Raw genomic sequence first — 22,439 nt, forward strand, 5'->3', positions numbered from 1 at the left:
GCCCTCGCGCCGCGCGCGCCCGTGCCGAGGTTCACGTCCCGCGGTCCGCCCGATCCCCACCTGACCCTGTGCCCGGTACCACCCAGTAGGTACTCTGCAACCCATGCGTGCACTTCTCGTGGTCAATCCGGCGGCAACCACCACAAGTGCGCGTACGCGCGACGTCCTGATCCACGCGCTCGCGAGCGAGATGAAGCTCGAGGCGGTGACCACCGAGTACCGCGGCCACGCGCGCGACCTGGGCCGGCAGGCCGCGGAGAGCGACGACATCGACCTGGTGGTGGCCCTCGGCGGCGACGGCACGGTCAACGAGGTCGTCAACGGCCTGCTGCACGCCGGCCCCGACCCGGACCGCCTGCCCGGTCTCGCAGTGGTCCCCGGCGGGTCCACCAACGTCTTCGCCCGCGCCCTGGGCCTGCCCAACCACGCCGTGGAGGCCACCGGCGCCCTGCTGGACGCCCTGCGCGAGGGCAGCGAACGCACCGTCGGCCTGGGCCTCGCCTCGGGCACGCCCGGCACGGAGGACGAGGCGGTGCCCGCCCGCTGGTTCACCTTCAACGCGGGTCTCGGCTTCGACGCCGGCGTGGTGGGCCGGGTCGAGCAGCACCGCGAGCGCGGCAGGAAATCCACCCACGCTCTCTACGTCCGTCAGGTCGTGCGCCAGCTCTTCGGCGAACCCAACCGCCGGCACGGCACGATCACCCTGGAGCGGGCGGGCGAGGAACCGGTCACCAATCTGGTGCTGTCCATAGTCTCGAACACCTCCCCGTGGACGTTTCTGGGCAATCGCCCGATCTACGCGTCGCCTAAAGCCTCGTTCGATACCGGCCTCGATCTCTTCGGTCTCAGCCGCCTGTCCACGGCCGCGGTTGCCCGGTATGGCACCCAGTTGCTCACTTCGTCCCCCGAGCGCGGACCCCATGGCAAGCACGCCGTCGCACTGCACGACCAGACCGAGTTCACCTTGCATTCGAAGGCCCCGCTCCCCCTCCAGATGGACGGTGACCACCTGGGGCTGCGCACCAGCGTGACGTTCACAGGCGTACGCCGTGCACTGCGTGTGATTGTGTGAGCAGAAGGGACTAAAGTCCTTTCACTCGAACGTTTAGGCCAGGATCCACCCCATGGAAGTACGGCTGTGACCTAGTCGACACCGAAGAATCAAAAAAAACTTTCCTGAAGGGGTTGTATCCGCCGCTGAGGTTTGCGAGTCTCTACGTGGCGATCGGGACGGCCCGCAACACCGGCCTCCACAGGTCACCGGAACCCCTCTACAAACCACAGGACCACGCCGGGGAAGACTCGGCGGTCGGCCCTTCACTTGTTGAGGGATTCGTGAAAGCGTTCACATTCACAAGCACTTGCACGTAATACCAAGGAGAGGTAGCAGCCATGGACTGGCGTCACAACGCCGTTTGCCGCGAGGAAGACCCCGAGCTCTTCTTCCCCATCGGCAACACCGGTCCTGCGCTGCTGCAGATCGAGGAAGCCAAGGCCGTCTGCCGTCGCTGCCCGGTGATCGAGCAGTGTCTGCAGTGGGCGCTCGAGTCCGGCCAGGACTCCGGCGTCTGGGGTGGTCTCAGCGAGGACGAGCGCCGCGCCATGAAGCGTCGCGCCGCCCGCAACCGGGCCCGTCAGGCCTCCGCCTGACATCCCACCCCTGCTGACAGCCTGAGCTTGGCGGCGCGTACAGCGCGTACGCATCTCCCGCCCCCGAGCCGCAGCGCGCAGTTCCCCCGATGCGCTTAGTAGAGCAGCACGAGCATGAGCCTCGGACCGCACGGTCCGAGGCTCTTTGCTGTGTGGGGCGTCCCGGAACGGGCTTACTTCTGTGCCCGCACCGGGACGTCGAGGATCACGCGGGTGCCACCCCCCGGGGCCGGGACCATGTCGAAGGTGCCGCCCAACTCGCCTTCCACCAGGGTCCGTACGATCTGCAGGCCGAGGTTGCCCGCGGTCTGCGGGTCGAAGCCGTCGGGCAGGCCGACGCCGTCGTCCTGGACGGTGACCAGCAGGCGGGCCTCCTTCGTCGTGCCGCCGCGCACCGCCGACACCTCGACCGTGCCGGTGTCGCCCTCGCGGAAGCCGTGCTCCAGGGCGTTCTGCAGGATCTCGGTCAGCACCATCGACAGCGGGGTGGCGACCTCGGCGTCGAGGATGCCGAAGCGGCCGGTGCGCCGGCCGGTGACCTTGCCCGGTGAGATCTCGGCGACCATCGCCAGGACCCGGTCGGCGATCTCGTCGAACTCCACGCGCTCGTCCAGGTTCTGGGAGAGCGTCTCGTGCACGATCGCGATCGACCCGACCCGCCGCACCGCCTCCTCAAGGGCCTCGCGTCCGCGGTCGGACTCGATGCGCCGGGCCTGGAGGCGGAGCAGGGCCGCCACCGTCTGCAGGTTGTTCTTGACGCGGTGGTGGATCTCCCGGATCGTCGCGTCCTTGGTGATCAATTCTCTTTCGCGACGCCGGAGTTCGGTGACGTCGCGGAGCAGGACCAGCGAACCGATGCGGGTGCCCTTGGGCTTGAGGGGGATCGCGCGCAACTGGATGACGCCGTCGTGGGCCTCGATCTCGAACTCGCGCGGGGCCCAGCCGCTGGCGACCTTGGCGAGCGCCTCGTCCACCGGCCCCCGGGTCGGGGCCAGTTCGGCGGTGGTCCGGCCCAGGTGCTGGCCGACGAGGTCGGAGGCGAGACCGAGGCGGTGGTAGGCGGACAGGGCGTTCGGGGAGGCGTACTGGACGAGGCCGTCGGCGTCGAGCCGGATGAGGCCGTCACCGACGCGCGGCGAGGCGTCCATGTCGACCTGCTGGTTCGCGAACGGGAAGGCTCCGGCGGCGATCATCTGCGCGAGGTCGGACGCGCTCTGCAGATAGGTGAGTTCCAGCCGGCTGGGAGTGCGCACGGTGAGCAGGTTGGTGTTGCGCGCGATGACGCCGAGGACGCGCCCCTCGCGCCGTACGGGGATCGACTCGACGCGGACCGGGACCTCCTCGCGCCACTCGGGATCGCCCTCGCGCACGATCCGGCCCTCGTCGAGGGCGGCGTCCAGCATGGGGCGGCGGCCGCGCGGGACGAGGTGGCCGACCATGTCGTCCTGGTACGAGGTCGGGCCGGTGTTGGGGCGCATCTGGGCGACCGAGACGTACCGGGTGCCGTCGCGGGTGGGGACCCACAGGACCAGGTCGGCGAAGGAGAGGTCGGAGAGCAGCTGCCACTCCGATACCAGCAGGTGGAGCCACTCGAGGTCGGTGTCGTCGAGGGCGGTGTGCTGGCGTACGAGCTCGTTCATGGAGGGCACGTCAGCGAGCGTACCCGGGGGTCTGTGCGAGTCCGAAAAGCGCCGGGGTCCGCGGTCGGCGCGCGGTTGCCGTCCGGCCTCCGAAACACCCGCGGGCCGCGGCGCCTGGGAGGGACCCTCAACCCTCCCGGCACCGCAGCCCGGAGCAATATCGGCCGTGGGGTGTGCGGTCCCGGTCGGCCGAAGGATGAGGAGCCGGGGCAGTCAGGGCAGAGAGCTCCGGTTCCTCGATCCGCCTTCCTGTGCGGGGAAGACGGAGATCTGTGCGTGTCCCGCACGCTGCCCTCGTACGCATTGTGGACTAGACCACTAGGGGGTGTCCATGCGTCGGAGCCTGTGCGTTGGTCCCGCGGTTGCGTTGTCACGGTCGCCGCGTCCCCGACGTGCCGGACGCCCGGGCATCCACCACGCAGCCTAACCCGTGCGGCTCGCCGTGCGGGGCCAGACGGCCAGGGCAATTTCCGCGAGCGCCTGGAGTTCCTCCCGGCTCGCCCCGTCCCGCGCCTGCTGGGACATGCCCTGGATCATCGCGCCGGTGTGCCGGGCCAGTGCGGCGGCATCGGTGTCCGCCGGCAGCACGCCCGCGGCGACGTCGGTTCTTATGCGGTTCTCGATCGCGGCGATGTTGGCGTTGCGCCGCTCCCGCAGGGACCGCTCCACCTCGGGGTCGGAGCAGTTCGCGGCGGCGTGGACCACGAGGCAGCCGTGCGGATGACCGGGTTCCGTATAGGCGGTGGCGGCCTCGCGGAGCATCCGCTCGACGGCGGCCCGGGCGGTGGCCTCCTCGTCGAGGGCGCGGGCGGCGAAGGAGCCGTACCGCGTGCCGTACTCGCGCACGGCCTCCTCGAACAGGGACCGCTTGTCGCCGAAGGCCGCGTACAGGCTCGGCGCGCCGATGTCCATGACGCGGGTGAGGTCGGAGACCGACGTGGCCTCGTAGCCGTGCTCCCAGAAGGCCATGAGGGCCTTCTCCAGCGCGGTCGCGCGGTCGAAGGAGCGGGGGCGGCCACGGCCACGGGGGCGTGAGGTGCGCTCACCCTCCTCGCTCCCGGCGGCCCGCGCCGCCCCGGCGACTCCAGACGCCCCTGCCGCCCGGGTCGTCTCGGCCGTCTCGGCCGTCTCGGTCGCCTCGTTGTCCGCGCCCCCTGCGACCTCTGCGGTCCTCGCGGTCTTCGCGGCGTCTTCGGCCTGTCGGCTGCTCACCATGGAGTGCATTTTATAGCGAGCGCTAGAGAAATGTCGGCGGACTGTTGTACGGTCATTTCTGTAGCGACCATTAGAAAAATGTGGAGGGGCGTCGGCATGGGCGTGCTCACGGGCAGGACGGCACTGGTCACCGGGGCGAGCAGGGGGATCGGGCGGGGGATCGCCGAGCGGCTGGGGCGCGACGGCGCACGGGTCGCGGTGCACTACGGCAGGAACGAGGCGGCGGCCAAGGAGACGGTCGCCGCGATCGAGGAGGCGGGCGGCTCGGCGTTCGCGATCGGCGTGGAGCTCGGGACACCCGGGGACGCCGAGGCGCTGTGGGAGCAGTTCGACCGGCACGCGGACGGGCTGGACATCCTGGTGAACAACGCCGGGATCGGGAGCAGCCGCCCGATCGAGGAGATCGACGAGCGGGAGTACGACAGGCTCTTCGCGGTCAACGTGAAGGCGCCGTTCTTCCTCGTCAAGCACGGCCTGACCCGGCTGCGGGACGGGGGCCGGGTCATCAACGTCTCCTCCGGTCTCGCACGGACCGCGGTGATGCCGCACAACATGGCGTACGCGATGACGAAGGGCGCGCTCGACATCCTCTCCCGGGATCTGTCCAAGGTGCTGGGCTCCCGGGGCATCACGGTGAACTCGGTGGCGCCGGGGATCATCGACACGGACAACACGGCCGGGCTGCTGCACGGGACCGAGGACGGCTGGGAGCGGGCCGCCGCGATATCGGCGCTCGGCCGGGTGGGCGAGACCGCCGATGTCGCGGACGTGGTGGCGTTCCTGGCCTCGGACGGGGGCCGGTGGGTGACCGGGAGCTGGGTGGACGCGACGGGGGGCTCGCTGACGTAGGCGGGCTGCCGCCCCGCCGTGCGGAGGGCTTGCGCGAGCGCGGGCGGCCGGGGGCGCCGCTTGCGCGGGGACCGGCCGCCCGTTCGGGCCGGCCCCGGACGGGCCGCGCCGGCCGGCCTTTCCCTGCTCCCCGCCGGCCGGTCCCTCTCCCCCGGGGAGCGCGCCGAACCCGATCGCCCGGCTTCGCCGTTCACCCGGCACATCCCGCTGCCGACACCGCTCCACCACCCGCCGTACGAGCGGCGTCCACCCGCCGTACGGGCGGCGCCGCTCGCCTGGGACGCAGGATCCGGCTCTGTTAGATTGGTCTAAACCACATGGCCCCTTTCCGGGTCCCAGTCCCAGTCGAGCCCTCTTCTCAGATCGGCAGGCCCAGCGTGGAAGTTGTCATCGTTCCGGACGCCAAGGCGGGCGGCGAGCTCGTCGCCGAGGCCATGGCGCAGCTCCTGCGACGCAAGCCCGACGCCCTGCTCGGCGTGGCCACCGGCTCCACGCCGCTGCCCGTGTACGAGGCCCTGGCGGCCAAGGTGCGCTCCGGCGCGGTGGACACCTCGCGGGCACGGATCGCCCAGCTCGACGAGTACGTCGGGCTGCCCGCCGACCACCCGGAGTCGTACCGCTCGGTGCTCCGGCGCGAGGTGCTCCAGCCGCTGGGGATCGGGATGGACGCCTTCATGGGACCCGACGGGACCGCCGAGGACATCACCGGCGCGTGCGAGGCGTACGACCGGGCGCTGGCCGAGGCCGGCGGGGTGGACCTGCAGTTGCTCGGCATCGGGACCGACGGGCACATCGGCTTCAACGAGCCCTGTTCCTCGCTCGCCTCGCGCACCCGGATCAAGACGCTGACCGAGCAGACCCGCATCGACAACGCCCGTTTCTTCGACGGCGACATCGAGCAGGTGCCGCACCACGTCATCACGCAGGGCATCGGCACCATCCTGGAGGCCCGTCACCTGGTGCTGCTCGCCACCGGTGAGGGCAAGGCGGACGCCGTGGCCGCGACGGTGGAGGGACCGGTCGCCGCGGTGTGCCCCGCCTCCGCGCTGCAGCTGCACCCGCACGCCACCGTGGTCGTCGACGAGGCCGCCGCCGCCAAGCTGAAGCTCGCCGACTACTTCCGGCACACCTACGCCAACAAGCCCGAGTGGCAGGGCATCTGATCCGGGGCCGTACGCGGAACGCCGGTGCCGGACAGCCCTCGTGGAGCTGTCCGGCACCGGCGTTCCGGGAAGGCCCGCAGGTCATCCCCCCGCGATGACCTCCGCCGCCGCCCGGCCGCAGACGCGGGCCGCGCCGTGCGTGGCGATGTGCAGGGCGCCGCGGGGCGATGCCTGCGGTACGCCCATCTCCACCACGACGGTGTCGGGCCGCGCCGCCAGCAGGGTGTCCAGGGCCCCCGCCATCCAGGGGTGGCGGTGCTCGTCGCGGACGACGGCCACGACGCGGCGGGAACCGGCCGCGGCCAGTGCCTCGCGTCCCGCGTCCTGCCCGGCGAAGCTGCCCGTCTCCGTGCCGGGCAGGAGGCGGAGGAGCTCCGCGGCCACGCCCCACGGGGTCTCGTCGCCCACGGCGATGTTCGCGACGGGGGTGAAGGCGGCGACGTACGGCGGCTCGGTGAGCGGGGTGAAACCCGCCGCACCGGTCACCTTCAGGGCGCGCCGGGCCGCGCGCAGGCCGACCTCGCTGTCGGCGGCGGCCGGGGAGGCGGCCTGCGCGGCCGTCCAGCGGGCCAGCTTGCGGATGCGCTCCGCCGCGTCGGCCAGGCGTTCCTCGGGCAGCTCGCCCGAGCGCACCGCCGCGACCAGGGCGTCGCGCAGCCGGCGCACCGTCTCCTCGTCGGCGAGGCCGCCGCCCACGCAGATCGCGTCGGCGCCGGCCGCGACGGCGAGGACGCTGCCCCGTTCGATGCCGTAGGTGCCCGCGATGGCCTGCATCTCCATGCCGTCGGTGACGATCAGGCCGTCGTAGCCGAGTTCGCCGCGCAGCAGGTCGGTGAGGATGCGGCGGGAGAGGGTCGCCGGACGGTCGGGATCCAGCGCAGGGACCAGGATGTGGGCGCTCATCACGGCGCGGGTGCCGGCGGCGATGGCCGCGCGGAACGGGACCAGCTCGCGGTCGGCGAGCAGCGAGGCGTCCACGTCGATGCGCGGCAGGGCGAGGTGGGAGTCGACGGCCGTGTCGCCGTGGCCGGGGAAGTGCTTGGTGCAGGCGGCCACGCCCGCCGCCTGCAGGCCGGTGACGTAGGCGGCGGTGTGCCGGGCGGCCAGGTGGGGGTCGGCGCCGAAGGAGCGCACGCCGATCACCGGGTTCGCCGGGTCGGAGTTGACGTCCGCGGAGGGCGCCCAGTTGAAGTTCACGCCGCAGGCGGCGAGGCGGCGGCCGAGTTCGAGGGCGACCTCGCGGGTGAGGTCGACGTCGTCCACCGCGCCCAGCGCGTGGTTGCCCGGGAAGGAGGAACCGGCCCGCACCTCCAGACGGGTCACGTCACCGCCCTCCTCGTCGATGGCGACCAGGACGTCGTCCCGCTCGGCACGCAGCTGGGCGGTGAGCGCGGCCAGCTGGTCCGGCGAGGCGATGTTGCGGCCGAACAGGCCCACCGACGCCAGGCCCTCGCCGAGGCGGCGCAGCAGCCAGTCGGGGGCGGTGGTGCCGGTGAAGCCGGGCTGGAGGACCGTCAGCGCGTCGCGCGTCAGGGTGTCGGTGCCGCTGGCGAATGTCGTCATCGGGTGCGTTATCCCTTCACGGCGCCCGCGGTCAGGCCGCTGACGGCCCTGCGCTGGAGGAAGACGAAGAGGATCAGGATGGGGATCGCGAAGAGGGAGGACGCGGCCATGGTCGCGCCCCAGTCGTTGCCGAACACGGTCTGGAAGCTGGTGAGCCACAGCGGCAGCGTCTGGGCCCCGGCCTCCTTGTTGAGGACCAGGACCAGCGGGAGCTCGTTCCAGGCGGTGATGAAGCCGAACATCGACGTGGACATGAGGCCGGGCGCGAGGAGGGGAAGGATGACCTTGCGGAAGGCCTGGCCGCGGGTGCAGCCGTCGACCATCGCCGCCTCCTCCAGTTCCCGGGGCACGGCGGCGACGAAGCCGCGCAGCGTCAGGATCGTGAAGGGCAGGATCATCATCGTGTAGAAGGCGGTCAGCGGCACCAGGCTGTTCAGCACCGAGGCGTCCCGTACGATCATGTAGATCGCGATGACCATGACTTCCCAGGGCGCCATCTGGGCCAGCATGAAGCCCACGATGAAACCGCGCCGCCCCCTGAACCGCATCCGCGCCAGGGCGAAGGCGCCGGCCAGTGCGATGACCAGCGAGAAGACGACCGCACAGATGGTGACGGTCAACGAGTTGACGACGAACGTCCAGAAGTGGTCGGCGTCGGTCGCGGTCCTGAAGTGTTCGAAGGTGATGTCGGTCGGGAACCAGACCGGGTCCTCGGAGATGATGTCGCCGGTCGGTTTGAAGGCCGTGGCGAACATCCAGTAGACGGGGAAGACGAAGCCGACGAACAGGACGACGGCCGTGGCGTTGGGCCACAGGCGGCCGAAGAATGAGCGCTTCACAGCTCGTCCTCCTCTTGCTTGAGCACGATCCGCAGGTAGTAGGCGGTGAGGCCGAGCAGGATCAGGATGGTCAGGACGGCGATGGCCGCGCCCATGCCGTAGTGCTGGTTGCCGACGCCCTCGACGTAGGCGTAGACGGGCAGGATCTCGGTGAGCCGGTCGGGTCCGCCGCCGTTGATGGTGAAGACCTGCACGAACGCCTTGAAGACCCAGATGATCTCCAGGAACGTCGTCGCGTAGAGGAACGGCCGCAGGAAGGGCATGGTCACGGTGGTGAAGCTGCGCCACGCCCCCGCGCCGTCCAGGGCCGCGGCCTCGTACAGCTCGCTCGGGATGGTGGTGGTCGCCGCGTAGAGGTTGATCGCGACGAACGGGATCGACATCCACACGATCAGCAGGGTGACCACGAAGAAGGTCGACATCTGGCTGCCGGTCCAGCTGTAGTCGGCCATCGAGTGCCAGCCGAGCTTGTCGAGCACCCAGTTGACGACACCGAAGCGCTGGGCGAACAGCCACTGGTAGACGGTGCTGGCGGCGACCACCGGCATCGCCCAGGCCAGGACCAGGCCGAGCAGCAGCGTCAGCCGCATCCGCTTGCCGAGGCGGGCGAGCAGCAGGCCGACCAGCGTGCCCAGGACCATGATCAGGACGACGTTGACCGCCGTGAACAGGATCGAGCGCAGGGTGACCCGCCAGAAGTCCTCGCCGGTGAGGACCTCCTTGTAGTTGTCGACACCGTTCCACTCGGTGACGTGCTGGATCAGCTGCGCCATGTTGAGGTTCTGGAACGACAGCAGGACGTCCTTCACCAGCGGCCAGCCGAGCAGCAGCACGGTGGCTGCGCAGGCGGGCAGCAGCAACAGGTACGGGGCGAGCGCGCCGGTGCGCGACGCGGCTCGGGATGTGGGCCGGCCGGTGTCCCCGTCGTCCGCCTTGCGGACGTCCGCCGGGCCGGAGGGCGGCCGTTCGGTCTGCACGGTCATGCTCGCGATCTCTCTTCTCGACCTGCGTACGGTCGCCGGGGCGGGGCCTTGGTCCGACGGCCCCGCCCCGGCCCGAGCTCCCTACTGCTGCTGCGCCAGGCGCTTGTTGAACTCGTCCTCGACCTGCCGGGCGGCCTGGGCCGGGGACTTGCCGTTCAGGACGGCCGTCATGTACGTCTTGATCGGGTTGGGCGCGTTCTCGACGGCGGCCCACTCCGGGATCAGCGGCGTGGTGCCACCGCCCGCGGCGGCCGGCGCGGCGGCCTCGGCGACGGCGTTGCCCTTGAGGTTGCCCTGCAGCGACTCCTTGTTCGGGATGACGCCGTTGAGCTTGGCGAGCTGGCCCTCGAACTTGTCGGAGAGGGCGAGCTTGAGGAACTCCTTGGCCAGCTCCTGCTTCTTGCTGCCCGCGGCGACGGCGAGGTTGGAGCCGCCGACGAAGACGCCCTCGGGCTTGCCGGCCGTGGCACCGGGGATGGTGAAGTAGCCGATCTCCTTCTCGATCTTCGGGTTGGCCTTGACGGCGATGCCGGCTTCCCAGCCCATGCCGATGAACGCGCCGACCTTGCCCTTGCCGAAGACCTCGCCCTGCTGCGGGGTGGCCTCGTCCTTGTCCTTGGGCGCCTCGGAGAGGGCCTGGAACTTCTTGTATGTCTCCATGGCGGCGGCGACCTTCGGGTCGTCGAGGTTGGAGACGTACTTGTCGCCCTGCTTCTTGACCAGTTCACCGCCCTCCCCGATGACCAGGCCGACGAAGTGGTACCAGTTCTGGCCGGGCAGGTAGATCGGCTCGGCGTCGGTCTTCTCGCCGATCGTCTTCAGGTCGGCGTAGAACTCGTCGCGGGTCTTGGGGGTGTCCTTGATGCCGGCGTCGGCCCAGATCTTCTTGTTGTAGAGGACCACGCGGTTGGCGAAGTACCAGGGCACCGCGTACTGCTTGCCCTCGTAGATCGAGGACTCGTTGAGGGACTCGGTCCACTCGGCGCCGATCTCGCTCTTGAGGTCGGCGAGGTCGGCGAGGCCGCCGGTCTTGGCGTAGGCGGGGGTGTGGGTGTTGCCGATCTCGAAGACGTCCGGCGGGTTCTCCTCCGACAGGGCGGTGGTCAGCTTCTGCTGGATGCCGTTCCACTGCTGGACTTCGAACTTGACCTTGGCCTGCGTCTTCTTCTCGAACTCGGCGGCCAGGTCCTTCTGCCACTGGTCCGGGGAGGAGCCGTCCATCACCCACACGGTGAGGGTCTGGCCCTTGTAGCCGTCCGCCCCGGCCTTGCCCTCTCCGTCGTCGCCCCCGCACGCCGCGATGGAGAACATCATGCCCGCGACACCGATCGCGGATATCAGCTTGCGCTTCACGCCACCCTCCTCAGGGATGCCACAAACCCCCCTGCTCCCCGCGGTGTTCCGACGTACCGCCCATGGGGCCGGGACCTGGACCAATGGTGTAGACCAGTACGGGGAGCTTGGCCCAGACCATATGGCCTGTCAAGGGTCTCGTATGGGCTCCCACCAGCCGTTACGGGACCTACATATGCAGGAACCTTTAAGTAAGAAACCCTCGAAAACAGCGACCCTGGGCCCATGCGCTCAGGTAGACCACTCGGGTCTTGTGGACTAGACCAAAAGAGACGCCGACGGTATACAGAGGAGATCACGGAATGTGCGGAGAACCCCTTCTCCACAGCCGTGCCACGATGTGAGCCGTGACCGGCGCGGGCCGGTCCTGTCGGCATAGGGAGCCGGGAAGGCGGAGCATGAGCACCGACGTCAGCAGTGCGGAGAACGAGAACGGGGCGACTGTCCGTACCGCACGCGTGCCCAAGTACTACCGCCTGAAGAAGCACCTGCTCGACATGACGCAGACCCAGGCCCCGGGCACGCCGGTGCCGCCCGAGCGCACCCTGGCCGCCGAGTTCGACACCTCCCGCACGACCGTGCGCCAGGCCCTGCAGGAGCTCGTCGTCGAGGGCCGGCTGGAGCGCATCCAGGGCAAGGGCACCTTCGTCGCCAAGCCCAAGGTCTCCCAGGCGCTGCAACTCACCTCCTACACCGAGGACATGCGCGCCCAGGGGCTGGAACCCACCTCCCAGCTGCTGGACACCGGCTACATCACCGCCGACGACCGGCTCGCCGAACTGCTCGACATCGCGCCCGGCGGGCGCGTGCTGCGCATCGAGCGGCTGCGCATGGCCAACGGCGAGCCGATGGCCATCGAGACGACCCACCTGAGTGCCAAGCGCTTCCCCGCGCTGAGGCGCTCCCTGGTCAAGTACACCTCCCTCTACACCGCGCTCGCCGAGGTCTACGACGTCCACCTCGCGGAGGCCGAGGAGACCATCGAGACCTCCCTGGCCACCCCGCGCGAGGCCGGCCTGCTCGGCACCGACGTGGGCCTGCCGATGCTGATGCTCTCCCGGCACTCGATCGACCGGGAGGGCAAGCCGGTGGAGTGGGTGCGCTCGGTGTACCGCGGGGACCGGTACAAGTTCGTGGCCCGCCTGAAGCGCCCGCAGGAGTAGCGCCCGGGGCGGTGCCGAGTGGCACACGCGGCGGGGGGCGATCCCACGTCCTGCCCCACGGTCCCCTCCGTCGCCGTGTCGAGGGCGGGACGGGAGGACCCTTCGGTGCGCGCCGCTCACGTCGGACGGTCCGGTGCGCACCGCGCAGTCCGGACCGCCGTCGTCCGGTCCCCCGCCGCACTCGTCGACGCGGCGGGCCGGCGTACGGCCGTCACGCCGCGCACCCGCGCCGCGGACACCCGCGGGCCGCGGTGTCCTCCCGGCGGGCGTGCGAGCGGATGCGCACCGGCCGGCGGGAGGCCGTCCGCGGCGGGGTTTTCGCCGCCGCCGCGGACATGAGCGGGATTTTTGGTACCGCTATGCGGACGAGGGGTTCCGTTTCCGCCATCGCCTGACCTAGATTTCCTGCGCATTGCACAGGTGACCAGCGAGGGGACGGAGCCGCCAGATGTCGCAAGCCCCAGAAGTCGGCAGAGGGGCGGTGGTGACGCCGGTGCGCGTCGTCATCGCCCTCTGCCTCATAGCACCGTTCGTGGCCATGCTGTGGGTCGGCTCCTACGCCAGGACCGATCCGGCCTTCATCGGCATCCCGTTCTTCTACTGGTACCAGATGGCCTGGGTGCTGATCTCCACGGTGCTGACCGGCATCGCGTACAAGCTGTGGCAGCGTGACCAGCGCGCCCGCAAGGGAGGTGCCGGCCGATGAAGGACGGCGTGAACGGCGTCGCGCTCGCCGTCTTCATCTTCTTCTTCCTGCTCGTCACCGTCCTGGGCTTCCTGGCCGCGCGCTGGCGCCGGGCCGAGAACGAGCACAGCCTCGACGAATGGGGCCTGGGCGGACGGTCGTTCGGCACCTGGATCACCTGGTTCCTGCTCGGCGGCGACCTGTACACGGCGTACACGTTCGTGGCCGTTCCCGCGGCGATCTACGCGGCGGGCGCGGCCGGGTTCTTCGCCGTGCCGTACACGATCCTGGTGTACCCGCTGATCTTCACGTTCCTGCCGCGCCTGTGGTCGGTGTCCCACAAGCACGGCTACGTGACGACGTCCGACTTCGTGCGCGGCCGGTTCGGCTCGAAGGGACTGTCGCTGGCCGTCGCGCTGACCGGCATCCTGGCGACGATGCCGTACATCGCGCTCCAGCTCGTCGGCATCCAGGCCGTGCTGGACGTGATGGGCGTCGGCGGCGGCGAGGACACCAACTGGTTCATCAAGGACCTGCCGCTGCTGATCGCGTTCGGCGTGCTGGCCGCGTACACGTACTCGTCGGGTCTGCGGGCACCGGCCCTGATCGCCTTCGTCAAGGACACCCTGATCTACCTCGTCATCGCGGTGGCGATCATCTACATCCCGATCAAGCTGGGCGGCTTCGACGACATCTTCGCCGCGGCGGGCGAGGCGTTCGGCCAGACCAACCCGGCGACGGGCGCGCCGCGCGGCGCGCTGGTCCCGGCGGAGGCGGGGCAGTGGACGTACGCCACGCTGGCCCTGGGCTCCGCGCTGGCCCTGTTCATGTACCCGCACTCGATCACGGCGACGCTGTCCTCGCGCAGCCGCGAGGTGATCCGCCGCAACACCACGATCCTGCCGCTGTACTCGCTGATGCTGGGCCTGCTGGCGCTGCTCGGCTTCATGGCGATCGCCGCCGGGGTGAAGGTGCAGAACGGGCAGCTGGCCATCCCTCAGCTGTTCGAGACCATGTTCCCGGACTGGTTCGCGGGCGTGGCCTTCGCGGCGATCGGCATCGGCGCGCTGGTCCCGGCCGCGATCATGTCGATCGCGGCGGCGAACCTGTTCACCCGCAACATCTACAAGGACTTCCTCAAGCCCGACGCGACGCCGGAGCAGGAGACGAAGGTCTCCAAGCTGGTCTCGCTGCTGGTGAAGGTGGGCGCGCTGGCCTTCGTCCTGACCATGGACAAGACGGTCGCCATCAACTTCCAGCTGCTCGGCGGCATCTGGATCCTGCAGACCTTCCCGGCCCTGGTCGGCGGCCTGTTCACCCGCTGGTTCCACCGCTGGGCGCTGCTGGCGGGCTGGGCGGTCGGCATGGTGTACGGCACGGTCGCCGCGTACGGGGTGGCGTCGCCGACGCAGAAGCACTTCGGCGGTTCGGCGAAGGAGATTCCGGGCATCGGGGAGATCGGTTACATCGGTCTGACGGCGTTCGTGCTGAACCTGGTCGTCACCGTGGTCCTGACCTTCGTCCTCAAGGCGCTGAAGGCTCCGGAGGGCGTCGACGAGACCAGGCCGGAGGACTACACGGCCGACGCGGGCGACCCGGGCGTCCAGGTGGAGCTGCCGCCGGCGACGGCGGGCTCGGCCCACTAGCGATCCGTACGACGACGGGCCGCCGGAGGACATCCGGCGGCCCGTCGTCGTTCTCGTCCCCGGCACGCCGCGGGACGCTGCGGGCGGGCGGCGCCGAGGTGCCGATCGCCGACGACGCGACACATGACGACACATGACGACACAACATATGGGGGGTGCCGTCGCGACCCGGCACCAGATGTATGCTCGTGCTCGTTGTCGCCGCAGGGGAATCCGGTGCGAATCCGGAACTGTCCCGCAACGGTGTACTCGCGTGCGTCCGCACGCCTGTCCAGTCCGAGGACCTGCCGACAGCGCACCCGGCCGACCGGTCCGGGTGCCCTGACGTCCGGGCCTCGTGGAATGGGCCGGTGGACGCGACGCCCCGTGCGCTCGTGAGCTGCCCCCTGCCCTCGGCGAGGCCCCGTGCCGAGCGAGGGAGAGCCCCACGTGACCATCGCGCCAGCCGATCCGGCTTCAGCGCCCCCGGTTCCCGACGACGGCCCCGGTGCCGCGCTGCTGCGGACCCTGACCGAGCTGACCGCCGACCTTCCCGACGCCGACCCCGGCCGCGTCGCCGCCGCGGCGCTGCGCGGCCGGTCCGCGCGGGCGGACGAGACGGAGCTGCGCGAGCTGGCCACGGAGGCGGCGGCCGGCCTGATCTCCGAGGACCCCGCCTACTCGAAGCTGGCCGCCCGGCTGCTGACCCTCGGCATCCGCGCGGAGGCCGCCTCGCAGGGCGTCACGTCGTTCTCCGGGTCCGTCGCCGTCGGGCACCGCGAGGGCCTGATCGCCGACCGCACCGCCGCCTTCGTGCGCCTGCACGCCGAGCGGCTGGACGCGCTGGTCGACCGGGCGGCCGACGACCGCTTCGGCTACTTCGGCCTGCGCACCCTGCACAGCCGCTACCTCCTGCGGCATCCGATCACCCGCAAGGTCGTCGAGACGCCCCAGTACTTCCTGCTGCGCGTGGCCGCCGGTCTCGCCGAGGACGACAGCGTGCGGGCCGTCGACGAGGTCGCCGCGCTCTACCGGCTGATGAGCCGCCTCGACTACCTGCCCTCCTCCCCCACCCTCTTCAACTCCGGCACCCGGCACCCCCAGATGTCGTCCTGCTACCTCCTGGACTCCCCGAAGGACGAGCTGGACTCCATCTACGAGCGCTACCACCAGGTCGCCCGGCTCTCCAAGCACGCGGGCGGCATCGGCATCGCCTACTCCCGCGTCCGCTCGCGCGGTTCGCTGATCCGCGGCACCAACGGCCACTCCAACGGCATCGTCCCGTTCCTGAAGACGCTCGACGCCTCGGTCGCCGCCGTGAACCAGGGCGGCCGGCGCAAGGGGGCCGCCGCCGTCTACCTGGAGACCTGGCACTCCGACATCGAGGAGTTCCTGGAGCTGCGCGACAACACCGGCGAGGACGCCCGGCGCACCCACAACCTCAACCTCGCGCACTGGGTCCCGGACGAGTTCATGCGCCGCGTGAACGCCGACGGGCAGTGGTCGCTGTTCTCGCCGTCGGACGTGCCCGAGCTGGTCGACCTGTGGGGCGAGGAGTTCGACGCCGCGTACCGGGCGGCGGAGGCGAAGGGCCTGGCGCGCAAGACGCTGCCCGCCCGTGACCTGTACGGCCGCATGATGCGCACGCTCGCGCAGACCGGCAACGGCTGGATGACGTTCAAGGACGCCGCCAACCGCACCGCCAACCAGACGGCGGAGCCGGGCCGGGTCGTCCACTCCTCCAACCTGTGCACGGAGATCCTCGAGGTCACCGACGACGGGGAGACCGCCGTCTGCAATCTCGGGTCGGTCAACCTCGGTGCCTTCGTGAGCGACGGGGACATCGACTGGGAGCGGCTGGACGACACCGTCCGCACCGCCGTGACCTTCCTCGACCGGGTCGTGGACATCAACTTCTACCCGACCGAGCAGGCGGGCCGCTCCAACGCCCGCTGGCGTCCGGTGGGCCTCGGCGTGATGGGCCTGCAGGACGTCTTCTTCAAACTGCGGCTCCCCTTCGACTCCCCCGAGGCCCGCGCCCTGTCCACCCGCATCGCCGAGCGGATCATGCTGGCCGCGTACGGGGCCTCCGCCGACCTCGCCGAGCGGAGCGGGCCGTGCCCGGCCTGGGACCGGACCCGCACCGCCCGCGGTGTCCTGCACCCGGACCACTACGACGTCGAACCGGCCTGGCCGGAGCGCTGGGCGGCCCTGCGGGAGCGCATCGCCGCCGTCGGCCTGCGCAACTCCCTGCTGCTGGCGATCGCGCCGACGGCCACCATCGCCTCCATCGCGGGCGTGTACGAGTGCATCGAGCCGCAGGTGTCCAACCTGTTCAAGCGCGAGACGCTGTCCGGCGAGTTCCTCCAGGTCAACTCCTACCTGGTGCAGGACCTCAAGGACCTCGGCGTGTGGGACGCCCGCACCCGTGAGGCGCTGCGCGAGTCGAACGGTTCGGTGCAGGACTTCGCGTGGATCCCCGAGGAGGTGCGGAAGCTGTACCGCACCGCCTGGGAGATCCCGCAGCGCGGCCTGATCGACATGGCCGCCGCCCGCACCCCGTTCCTCGACCAGTCGCAGTCGCTGAACCTGTTCCTGGAGACGCCCACCATCGGCAAGCTCTCGTCGATGTACGCCTACGCCTGGAAGCAGGGCCTGAAGACGACGTACTACCTGCGCTCCCGCCCGGCGACCCGCATCGCCCGGGCGGCCCGCGCCGCCGCCCCCGCGCAGGAGACCGAAGCGGTCGCCTGCTCCCTGGAAAACCCCGAGTCCTGCGAGGCCTGCCAGTGATGACCAGCGACCAGAATCTCCTCGACCCCGGCTTCGAGCTCACCCTCCGCCCGATGCGCTACCCCGACTTCTACGAGCGCTACCGGGACGCCATCAAGAACACCTGGACCGTGGAGGAGGTCGACCTCCACTCGGACGTCGCCGACCTCGCGAAGCTGACCCCGGCCGAGCAGCACCTGATCGGCCGTCTGGTCGCGTTCTTCGCGACGGGCGACTCGATCGTGGCGAACAACCTGGTGCTGACGCTGTACAAGCACATCAACTCCCCCGAGGCGCGCCTGTACCTGAGCAGGCAGCTCTTCGAGGAGGCCGTCCACGTCCAGTTCTACCTGACGCTGCTGGACACCTACCTGCCCGATCCGGACGACCGGGCGGCGGCCTTCGCGGCCGTCGAGAACATCCCCTCCATCCGCGAGAAGGCCGGCTTCTGCTTCAAGTGGATGGACTCGGTGGAGCAGATCGACCGGCTGGAGACCAAGGCCGACCGCCGCCGCTTCCTGCTGAACCTGATCTGCTTCGCCGCGTGCATCGAGGGCCTGTTCTTCTACGGGGCCTTCGCCTACGTCTACTGGTTCCGCAGCCGGGGCCTGCTGCACGGCCTGGCGACCGGCACCAACTGGGTGTTCCGCGACGAGACGATGCACATGTCGTTCGCCTTCGACGTGGTCGACACCGTCCGCAAGGAGGAGCCGGACCTGTTCGACGAGGCGCTCGGGCAGGAGGTGACGGACATGCTCCGGGAGGCCGTCGAGGCCGAGCTGCAGTTCGCGCGCGACCTGTGCGGCGACGGCCTGCCGGGCATGAACACCGAGTCGATGCGGCAGTACCTGGAGTGCGTCGCCGACCAGCGCCTGACCCGCCTCGGCTTCGCTCCGGTGTACGGCTCCGAGAACCCCTTCTCCTTCATGGAGCTGCAGGGCGTCCAGGAGCTGACCAACTTCTTCGAGCGGCGTCCGTCGGCGTACCAGGTCGCGGTGGAGGGCACCGTCGACCTGGACGAGGACTTCTAGCCGGCGGCTGCTCCGGCGTCACCGGGGTCCGTCCCACGGCCCCCGGGACCCTCCTCCTCGGCCTCCGGCCGTCCGCGGTGCCGCGCTCCCGCGTCGCGGCACCGCGGAGGGGTGGGGTCGCGGACGGGGCCGGACGGTCGTCCCCGCTTTCGCTCACGCCGCGCGGGTGACGTGGCGCGGGGGCGTCTCCCGCGCCACGCGGTCCGGGTGCCGGGCCCGTTCCGTGGCGGTGCGGGCCTGCTGGGCCTCCCTGAGCTGGCGGTCGACGCGCCGGTCGCGCGCGATGCCGATCACCGCCGGGAGGACCAGCAGGACCAGCATTCCGAGAACGGTGAGCAGTGCCATCAGTGCCTCCGTGTACGTCGTGTTCATGGACACCACTGTCGCGCTGTTCACTCCTTACCGACCAGTGGCAGGACTGCCGCACACCCTCGAATTACTGCCATGGACGAGGCACACTGGACGGCATGCTGCAGAACGTGGCCGTCGCCCTGCTCGACGGCGTGAACCCCTTCGAGCTCGGCGTGGTCTGCGAGGTGTTCGGCACCGACCGCAGCGACGACGGTCTGCCCGTCTACGACTTCGCGGTCGCCTCGGCCGAGGGCCCGGCGCTGCGCTCCGCCAACGGTTTCACCCTGCACGTCGAGCACGGCCCTGACCGGCTGGAGACGGCCGACCTGATCGCCGTGCCGGCCGGGCGGGACTACGAGACCCGGGACTTCCCGCCGGAGCTGCTGGACGCCCTGCGGCGGGCGGTCGACCGCGGCACCCGGGTGCTCAGCGTCTGCTCCGGCGTCTTCGTGCTGGCCGCGGCCGGGCTGCTCGACGGCCGGCGCTGCACCGTGCACTGGCGGCACGCGGACGCCCTGGCCCGGCGGTACCCGCGGGCGGACGTCGAGCCGGACGTGCTGTACGTCGACGAGGACCCGGTGATCACCTCGGCCGGCACCGCCGCCGGCATCGACGCCTGTCTGCACCTGGTCCGCAAGGAGCAGGGCCCGGAGGTCGCCAACCGGATCGCCCGGCGGATGGTGGTGCCGCCGCACCGGGACGGCGGGCAGGCCCAGTACATCGAGCGGCCGCTGCCGGCCTCCGAGGGCGACACGATCGGCGAGGTGCTGGCCTGGATGGAGCGGCACCTGGACCGGGAGGTCACCGTCGAGCAGCTCGCCGCCCGTGCCCACATGGCGCCGCGCACCTTCGCCCGCCGCTTCCACCAGGAGACGGGCACCACGCCCTACCGCTGGATCCTGCGCCAGCGGGTGCTGCTGGCCCAGCACCTGCTGGAGGCGACGGACGAGACGGTGGACGCGGTCGCGGGCCGAACGGGGTTCGGCACCGCGGCCGCGCTGCGCCACCACTTCGTACGGGCCCTCGGCACGACCCCGCACGCCTACCGGCGCACCTTCAGGGGGCCGCAGGCCGCCTGAAGGTCACCTCGGCACCGGTGTCAGCAGCAGCCGTTGCGGGCGCAGCGTGATGCCCACGCGCGTGCCGTCGTCGGAGCCGGGCACCTGCTCGAAGCGGTACCTGGCGGCCAGCGCCGCCGTGATCAGCGTCAGCTGCGCCATCGAGAAGTGGTCGCTCGGGCACTTCCGGTTGCCCACGCTGAACGGGTTCATGGCGTGCTTCGGCACGTCCTTGGCGCGCTCCGGCAGCCACCGGTCGGGGTCGAACTCCAGGTGGCGCGCGTACGACCTCGGGTCGCGCTGGACGGCGTACGGGCTGTAGACGATGTCCGCACCGGCCGGGATGCGGTACCCGCCGAGTTCGGTGTCGGTCACCGCCCGCCGCGTCAGGATCCACACGGCGGGGCGCAGACGCATGGACTCGACGACGACATTGTTGGTGTGCGTGAGCTTGCGGACGTCCTCGAATGCCACGGGGCGCCCGCCGGTCACCGCCTGTACTTCGTCGCACACCCGGTCCGCCTGATCCGGGTGTTCGGCGAGCATCTGAAGCAGCCACATGATCGTGGAGGCGACGGTTTCACTGCCGGGGGTGAGTATCGCGACGACCTGGTCGTGGATCTCCTGTTCACCTATGGGGTCGCCATTCTCGTCCTTGGCCTCCAGTAATGCCGTCAGCAAATCGTTCGGCTTTTGACCGGATGCGCGGCGCTCGGCGACGATCTCGTCGACGAGGAGATGCAGATCGGCCAGCGCCCTGTTGAATTCCCGATGGGCCGGAAGGGGCAGCTTGTAGAGCGGCCCGAGCGGCACCACCATCCGCCGGTACATGCCCCGGAAGACGGTGGCGAGCGCGTTGCACAGCCGTTCCGCCCGCTCGTCCATGTAGTCGCCGCGCAGCAGGCAGCGGGCCGCGATGCGCACGGCGACGCGGAACGACTCGGAGGTGCAGTCGATGGTCCGCCCCGGCTGCCAGCGCTCGGTCAGCGCGTGCGCCTCCTCCTCCATGACCGACGCGTAGGCGGGGATGGCGGCGAGGCGGAAGGCGGGCTGGATGGTGCGCCGCTGGCGGCGGTGCCGGGGCCCGTTGGCGGTCGCGACGCCCTCCTTGCCGAGCAGGCCTTCCAGGGACTCCCACAGCGGCCCGGCGATGATGTAGTCGGGGCTCAGGGCGAGGGCGCCGGTGAGGTCCGGTGTGGTGACCGCGTACACGGTCTTGGGTCCCAGCTTGAGCCGTACGACGTCACCGTGGTCCCGGAGCCGGGCCATGAAGGCCAGCGGGTCGCGCACCAGCTTCCAGCCGTGGCCGAGGAGGGGGACGGCACCGCCCGCCACGGGCGGTTCGCGCAGCTCCGCGGACGAGCGGGCTTCCGGTCCGGCCGATTCGAGGGTCATTTCTCACCTGCCGCTTCGTTGTTGACGTACGGGGGCGTGGACCGGTCGTCCCAGTCGTCGACCATGTACCGGCCGGACTCGTGGTGGAACCAGTAGACGGAGCTGAACCAGTTCCGCATGTTGTGGACACACGCGCGCACGGCGGCGCTCAGTTCCTTTCCCCGCACCGTGCCGTCGGCTAATTCTTCGGCGAACCGCAGGGCCTCCTGCTCGGCGGCGAGGAATTCCGTTATGCATTCCTCGACACGGCGCCGGACTTCCGCGATCGCCTCCTCCAGTGTCAGGCCCTCGTGAATGACGAGACTGATGCCGAGATTGTGGACCTCGTCCCCCGCTATTTCCTTGGGAAGCGAGCAGAGGTCGTTGTACCAGGCGGCGAATTCCTGGCTCAGCAGCGCCGCCCGCCGGTACGCCGGGTGTTTCCGCACCGGGTCCGGGAGTTCGCACTCCGCGCTCGGTTCCAGCAGATCGGTCCAGATCCGGTGCGCGAAGGTGAGCCGGCGCAGCGCGAGGTACTCCTCGACGGTCGGGACGATGCCCTCGGTACGGTTGCGGAACTCCCGGTCATAGGCCTCGATCACCGCGTGGAAGTGCCGGGCGAACCGGGCGTTCCACGTCTGCGGCAGGAAGGAGTACAGCCGCAGCACGCTGTCCGCCAGCCCGGCGACCACGGGGTCCTCGTGACGCAGGTGCGCCTCGGGGGAGTCGAGGGCCGCGTGGAGCCGGTCCCGCAGCCGGCGCCAGGCGGCCGTACGGCCGTGGACGATGTCGCGGTCGTGCCGGTCGTCCCAGACGAAGAACCACGCGCTGTAGTCCGCTATCGCCTGCAGGACGTCATCGGGGGCGCCCAGGTAGTAGCCCGCCATGAGGTCCGTGTAGCACAGGCCGTCGGCATGTTCCTCGACCTTGTCCGCGGGCATGAGCCGCTTTTCCAGCAGCCACGCCCGGGTCCTCTCCTGAAGCCTCGGCCAATACGGATGGAGCCGCCGGGGAAACGCCGCCTCGATCACGGGGAGCGAGAGCGACGGTGGAACTGCGATCGCGGTCGGTGTCGATGTGGTGCCGTGTGACAAAGCATGCACGAACTAACCCCTCTCAGCCGCC

The 22,439-nt window shown here is 70.5% G+C and carries 19 protein-coding genes and 1 riboswitch; of the genes, 10 read left to right on the top strand and 9 right to left on the bottom strand.

The genetic code is table 11. From position 1 onward, the window contains the following. Positions 1-103: 103 nt before the first annotated feature. Both AB0L29_RS11660 and AB0L29_RS11665 read left to right on the top strand, forming a co-directional pair. The gene (locus tag AB0L29_RS11660; protein WP_365825868.1) at positions 104-1,072 is read left to right on the top strand and encodes a diacylglycerol kinase family protein; all 969 of its coding nucleotides are present in this window, start codon (positions 104-106) and stop codon (positions 1,070-1,072) included. 320 nt (positions 1,073-1,392) lie between these two features. Then, positions 1,393-1,650: a WhiB family transcriptional regulator gene (locus AB0L29_RS11665; RefSeq protein ID WP_003992873.1), complete on the top strand. Its 258-nt coding sequence runs from the start codon at positions 1,393-1,395 to the stop codon at positions 1,648-1,650. 173 nt (positions 1,651-1,823) lie between these two features. Here AB0L29_RS11665 and AB0L29_RS11670 read toward each other — a convergent pair whose 3' ends face one another. Then, positions 1,824-3,290, bottom strand: coding sequence for a PAS domain-containing sensor histidine kinase (locus AB0L29_RS11670; protein WP_365825991.1), 1,467 nt, complete (start codon positions 3,288-3,290; stop codon positions 1,824-1,826). Positions 3,291-3,713: 423 nt separating this feature from the next. Next, positions 3,714-4,505 carry a TetR/AcrR family transcriptional regulator gene (locus AB0L29_RS11675; RefSeq protein ID WP_365825870.1) on the bottom strand — a complete coding sequence of 264 codons (792 nt, stop codon included), beginning with the start codon at positions 4,503-4,505 and terminating at the stop codon, positions 3,714-3,716. 96 nt (positions 4,506-4,601) lie between these two features. On the opposite strand from AB0L29_RS11675, the gene AB0L29_RS11680 reads away from it, so the two are divergent. Continuing rightward, positions 4,602-5,354 (top strand): SDR family oxidoreductase, encoded by a 753-nt coding sequence (locus AB0L29_RS11680; protein ID WP_365825993.1) that lies wholly within the window; start codon positions 4,602-4,604, stop codon positions 5,352-5,354. A gap of 377 nt (positions 5,355-5,731) precedes the next feature. Continuing rightward, positions 5,732-6,517 (top strand): glucosamine-6-phosphate deaminase, encoded by a 786-nt coding sequence (gene nagB, locus AB0L29_RS11685; RefSeq protein ID WP_365825872.1) that lies wholly within the window; start codon positions 5,732-5,734, stop codon positions 6,515-6,517. A gap of 81 nt (positions 6,518-6,598) precedes the next feature. On the opposite strand, the gene AB0L29_RS11690 is transcribed toward nagB, so the two are convergent. The 4 genes from AB0L29_RS11690 to AB0L29_RS11705 form a co-directional block, all read right to left on the bottom strand. After that, the gene (locus AB0L29_RS11690; protein ID WP_365825874.1) at positions 6,599-8,080 is read right to left on the bottom strand and encodes a glycoside hydrolase family 3 protein; all 1,482 of its coding nucleotides are present in this window, start codon (positions 8,078-8,080) and stop codon (positions 6,599-6,601) included. 8 nt (positions 8,081-8,088) lie between these two features. Then, positions 8,089-8,919 carry a carbohydrate ABC transporter permease gene (locus tag AB0L29_RS11695; protein ID WP_365825876.1) on the bottom strand — a complete coding sequence of 277 codons (831 nt, stop codon included), beginning with the start codon at positions 8,917-8,919 and terminating at the stop codon, positions 8,089-8,091. Continuing rightward, positions 8,916-9,902, bottom strand: coding sequence for a sugar ABC transporter permease (locus AB0L29_RS11700; RefSeq protein ID WP_365825878.1), 987 nt, complete (start codon positions 9,900-9,902; stop codon positions 8,916-8,918). The genes AB0L29_RS11695 and AB0L29_RS11700 overlap by 4 nt, the downstream gene beginning before the upstream one ends. Positions 9,903-9,983: 81 nt before the next feature. Then, complete coding sequence (locus AB0L29_RS11705; RefSeq protein WP_365825880.1) at positions 9,984-11,255, bottom strand: extracellular solute-binding protein; 1,272 nt, start codon at positions 11,253-11,255, stop codon at positions 9,984-9,986. A 398-nt stretch (positions 11,256-11,653) separates the two neighbouring features. Here AB0L29_RS11705 and AB0L29_RS11710 point away from each other — a divergent pair, with 398 nt between their 5' ends. The 5 genes from AB0L29_RS11710 to AB0L29_RS11730 all read left to right on the top strand — a co-directional run bounded on the left by AB0L29_RS11710 (position 11,654) and on the right by AB0L29_RS11730 (position 18,531). Then, a complete protein-coding gene (locus AB0L29_RS11710; protein ID WP_365825882.1) occupies positions 11,654-12,418 on the top strand; it encodes a GntR family transcriptional regulator in 765 nt (254 codons plus the stop codon). A gap of 448 nt (positions 12,419-12,866) precedes the next feature. Beyond that, complete coding sequence (locus AB0L29_RS11715) at positions 12,867-13,124, top strand: DUF3311 domain-containing protein (protein WP_365825884.1); 258 nt, start codon at positions 12,867-12,869, stop codon at positions 13,122-13,124. Then, entirely contained in the window at positions 13,121-14,749 is a 1,629-nt protein-coding gene (mctP, locus tag AB0L29_RS11720) for a monocarboxylate uptake permease MctP (RefSeq protein ID WP_365825886.1), read from the top strand. Before AB0L29_RS11715 ends, mctP begins: the two co-directional genes overlap by 4 nt. A 165-nt stretch (positions 14,750-14,914) precedes the next feature. After that, positions 14,915-15,056: riboswitch (cobalamin riboswitch) on the top strand. Positions 15,057-15,178: 122 nt separating this feature from the next. Then, positions 15,179-17,521, top strand: coding sequence for a ribonucleoside-diphosphate reductase subunit alpha (locus AB0L29_RS11725; protein ID WP_365825888.1), 2,343 nt, complete (start codon positions 15,179-15,181; stop codon positions 17,519-17,521). Next, entirely contained in the window at positions 17,521-18,531 is a 1,011-nt protein-coding gene (locus AB0L29_RS11730; protein ID WP_365825890.1) for a ribonucleotide-diphosphate reductase subunit beta, read from the top strand. Before AB0L29_RS11725 ends, AB0L29_RS11730 begins: the two co-directional genes overlap by 1 nt. A 153-nt stretch (positions 18,532-18,684) precedes the next feature. Here the strand turns inward: AB0L29_RS11730 and AB0L29_RS11735 are convergent, their stop codons facing one another. Then, positions 18,685-18,903: a hypothetical protein gene (locus AB0L29_RS11735; RefSeq protein WP_365825892.1), complete on the bottom strand. Its 219-nt coding sequence runs from the start codon at positions 18,901-18,903 to the stop codon at positions 18,685-18,687. A gap of 95 nt (positions 18,904-18,998) precedes the next feature. Here AB0L29_RS11735 and AB0L29_RS11740 point away from each other — a divergent pair, with 95 nt between their 5' ends. Further along, positions 18,999-19,961 carry a helix-turn-helix domain-containing protein gene (locus tag AB0L29_RS11740; RefSeq protein WP_365825894.1) on the top strand — a complete coding sequence of 321 codons (963 nt, stop codon included), beginning with the start codon at positions 18,999-19,001 and terminating at the stop codon, positions 19,959-19,961. Between the two features lie 3 nt (positions 19,962-19,964). Here the strand turns inward: AB0L29_RS11740 and AB0L29_RS11745 are convergent, their stop codons facing one another. Together AB0L29_RS11745 and cyc1 are read right to left on the bottom strand one after the other, a co-directional pair. Beyond that, entirely contained in the window at positions 19,965-21,335 is a 1,371-nt protein-coding gene (locus AB0L29_RS11745) for a cytochrome P450 (protein ID WP_365825896.1), read from the bottom strand. Next, positions 21,332-22,417: an epi-isozizaene synthase gene (gene cyc1, locus AB0L29_RS11750; protein WP_365825898.1), complete on the bottom strand. Its 1,086-nt coding sequence runs from the start codon at positions 22,415-22,417 to the stop codon at positions 21,332-21,334. Before cyc1 ends, AB0L29_RS11745 begins: the two co-directional genes overlap by 4 nt. Between the last annotated feature and the right edge of the window lie 22 nt (positions 22,418-22,439).

Origin of the sequence: Streptomyces sp. NPDC052701, from assembly GCF_040678355.1 — a bacterium.
Classification (GTDB): domain Bacteria; phylum Actinomycetota; class Actinomycetes; order Streptomycetales; family Streptomycetaceae; genus Streptomyces.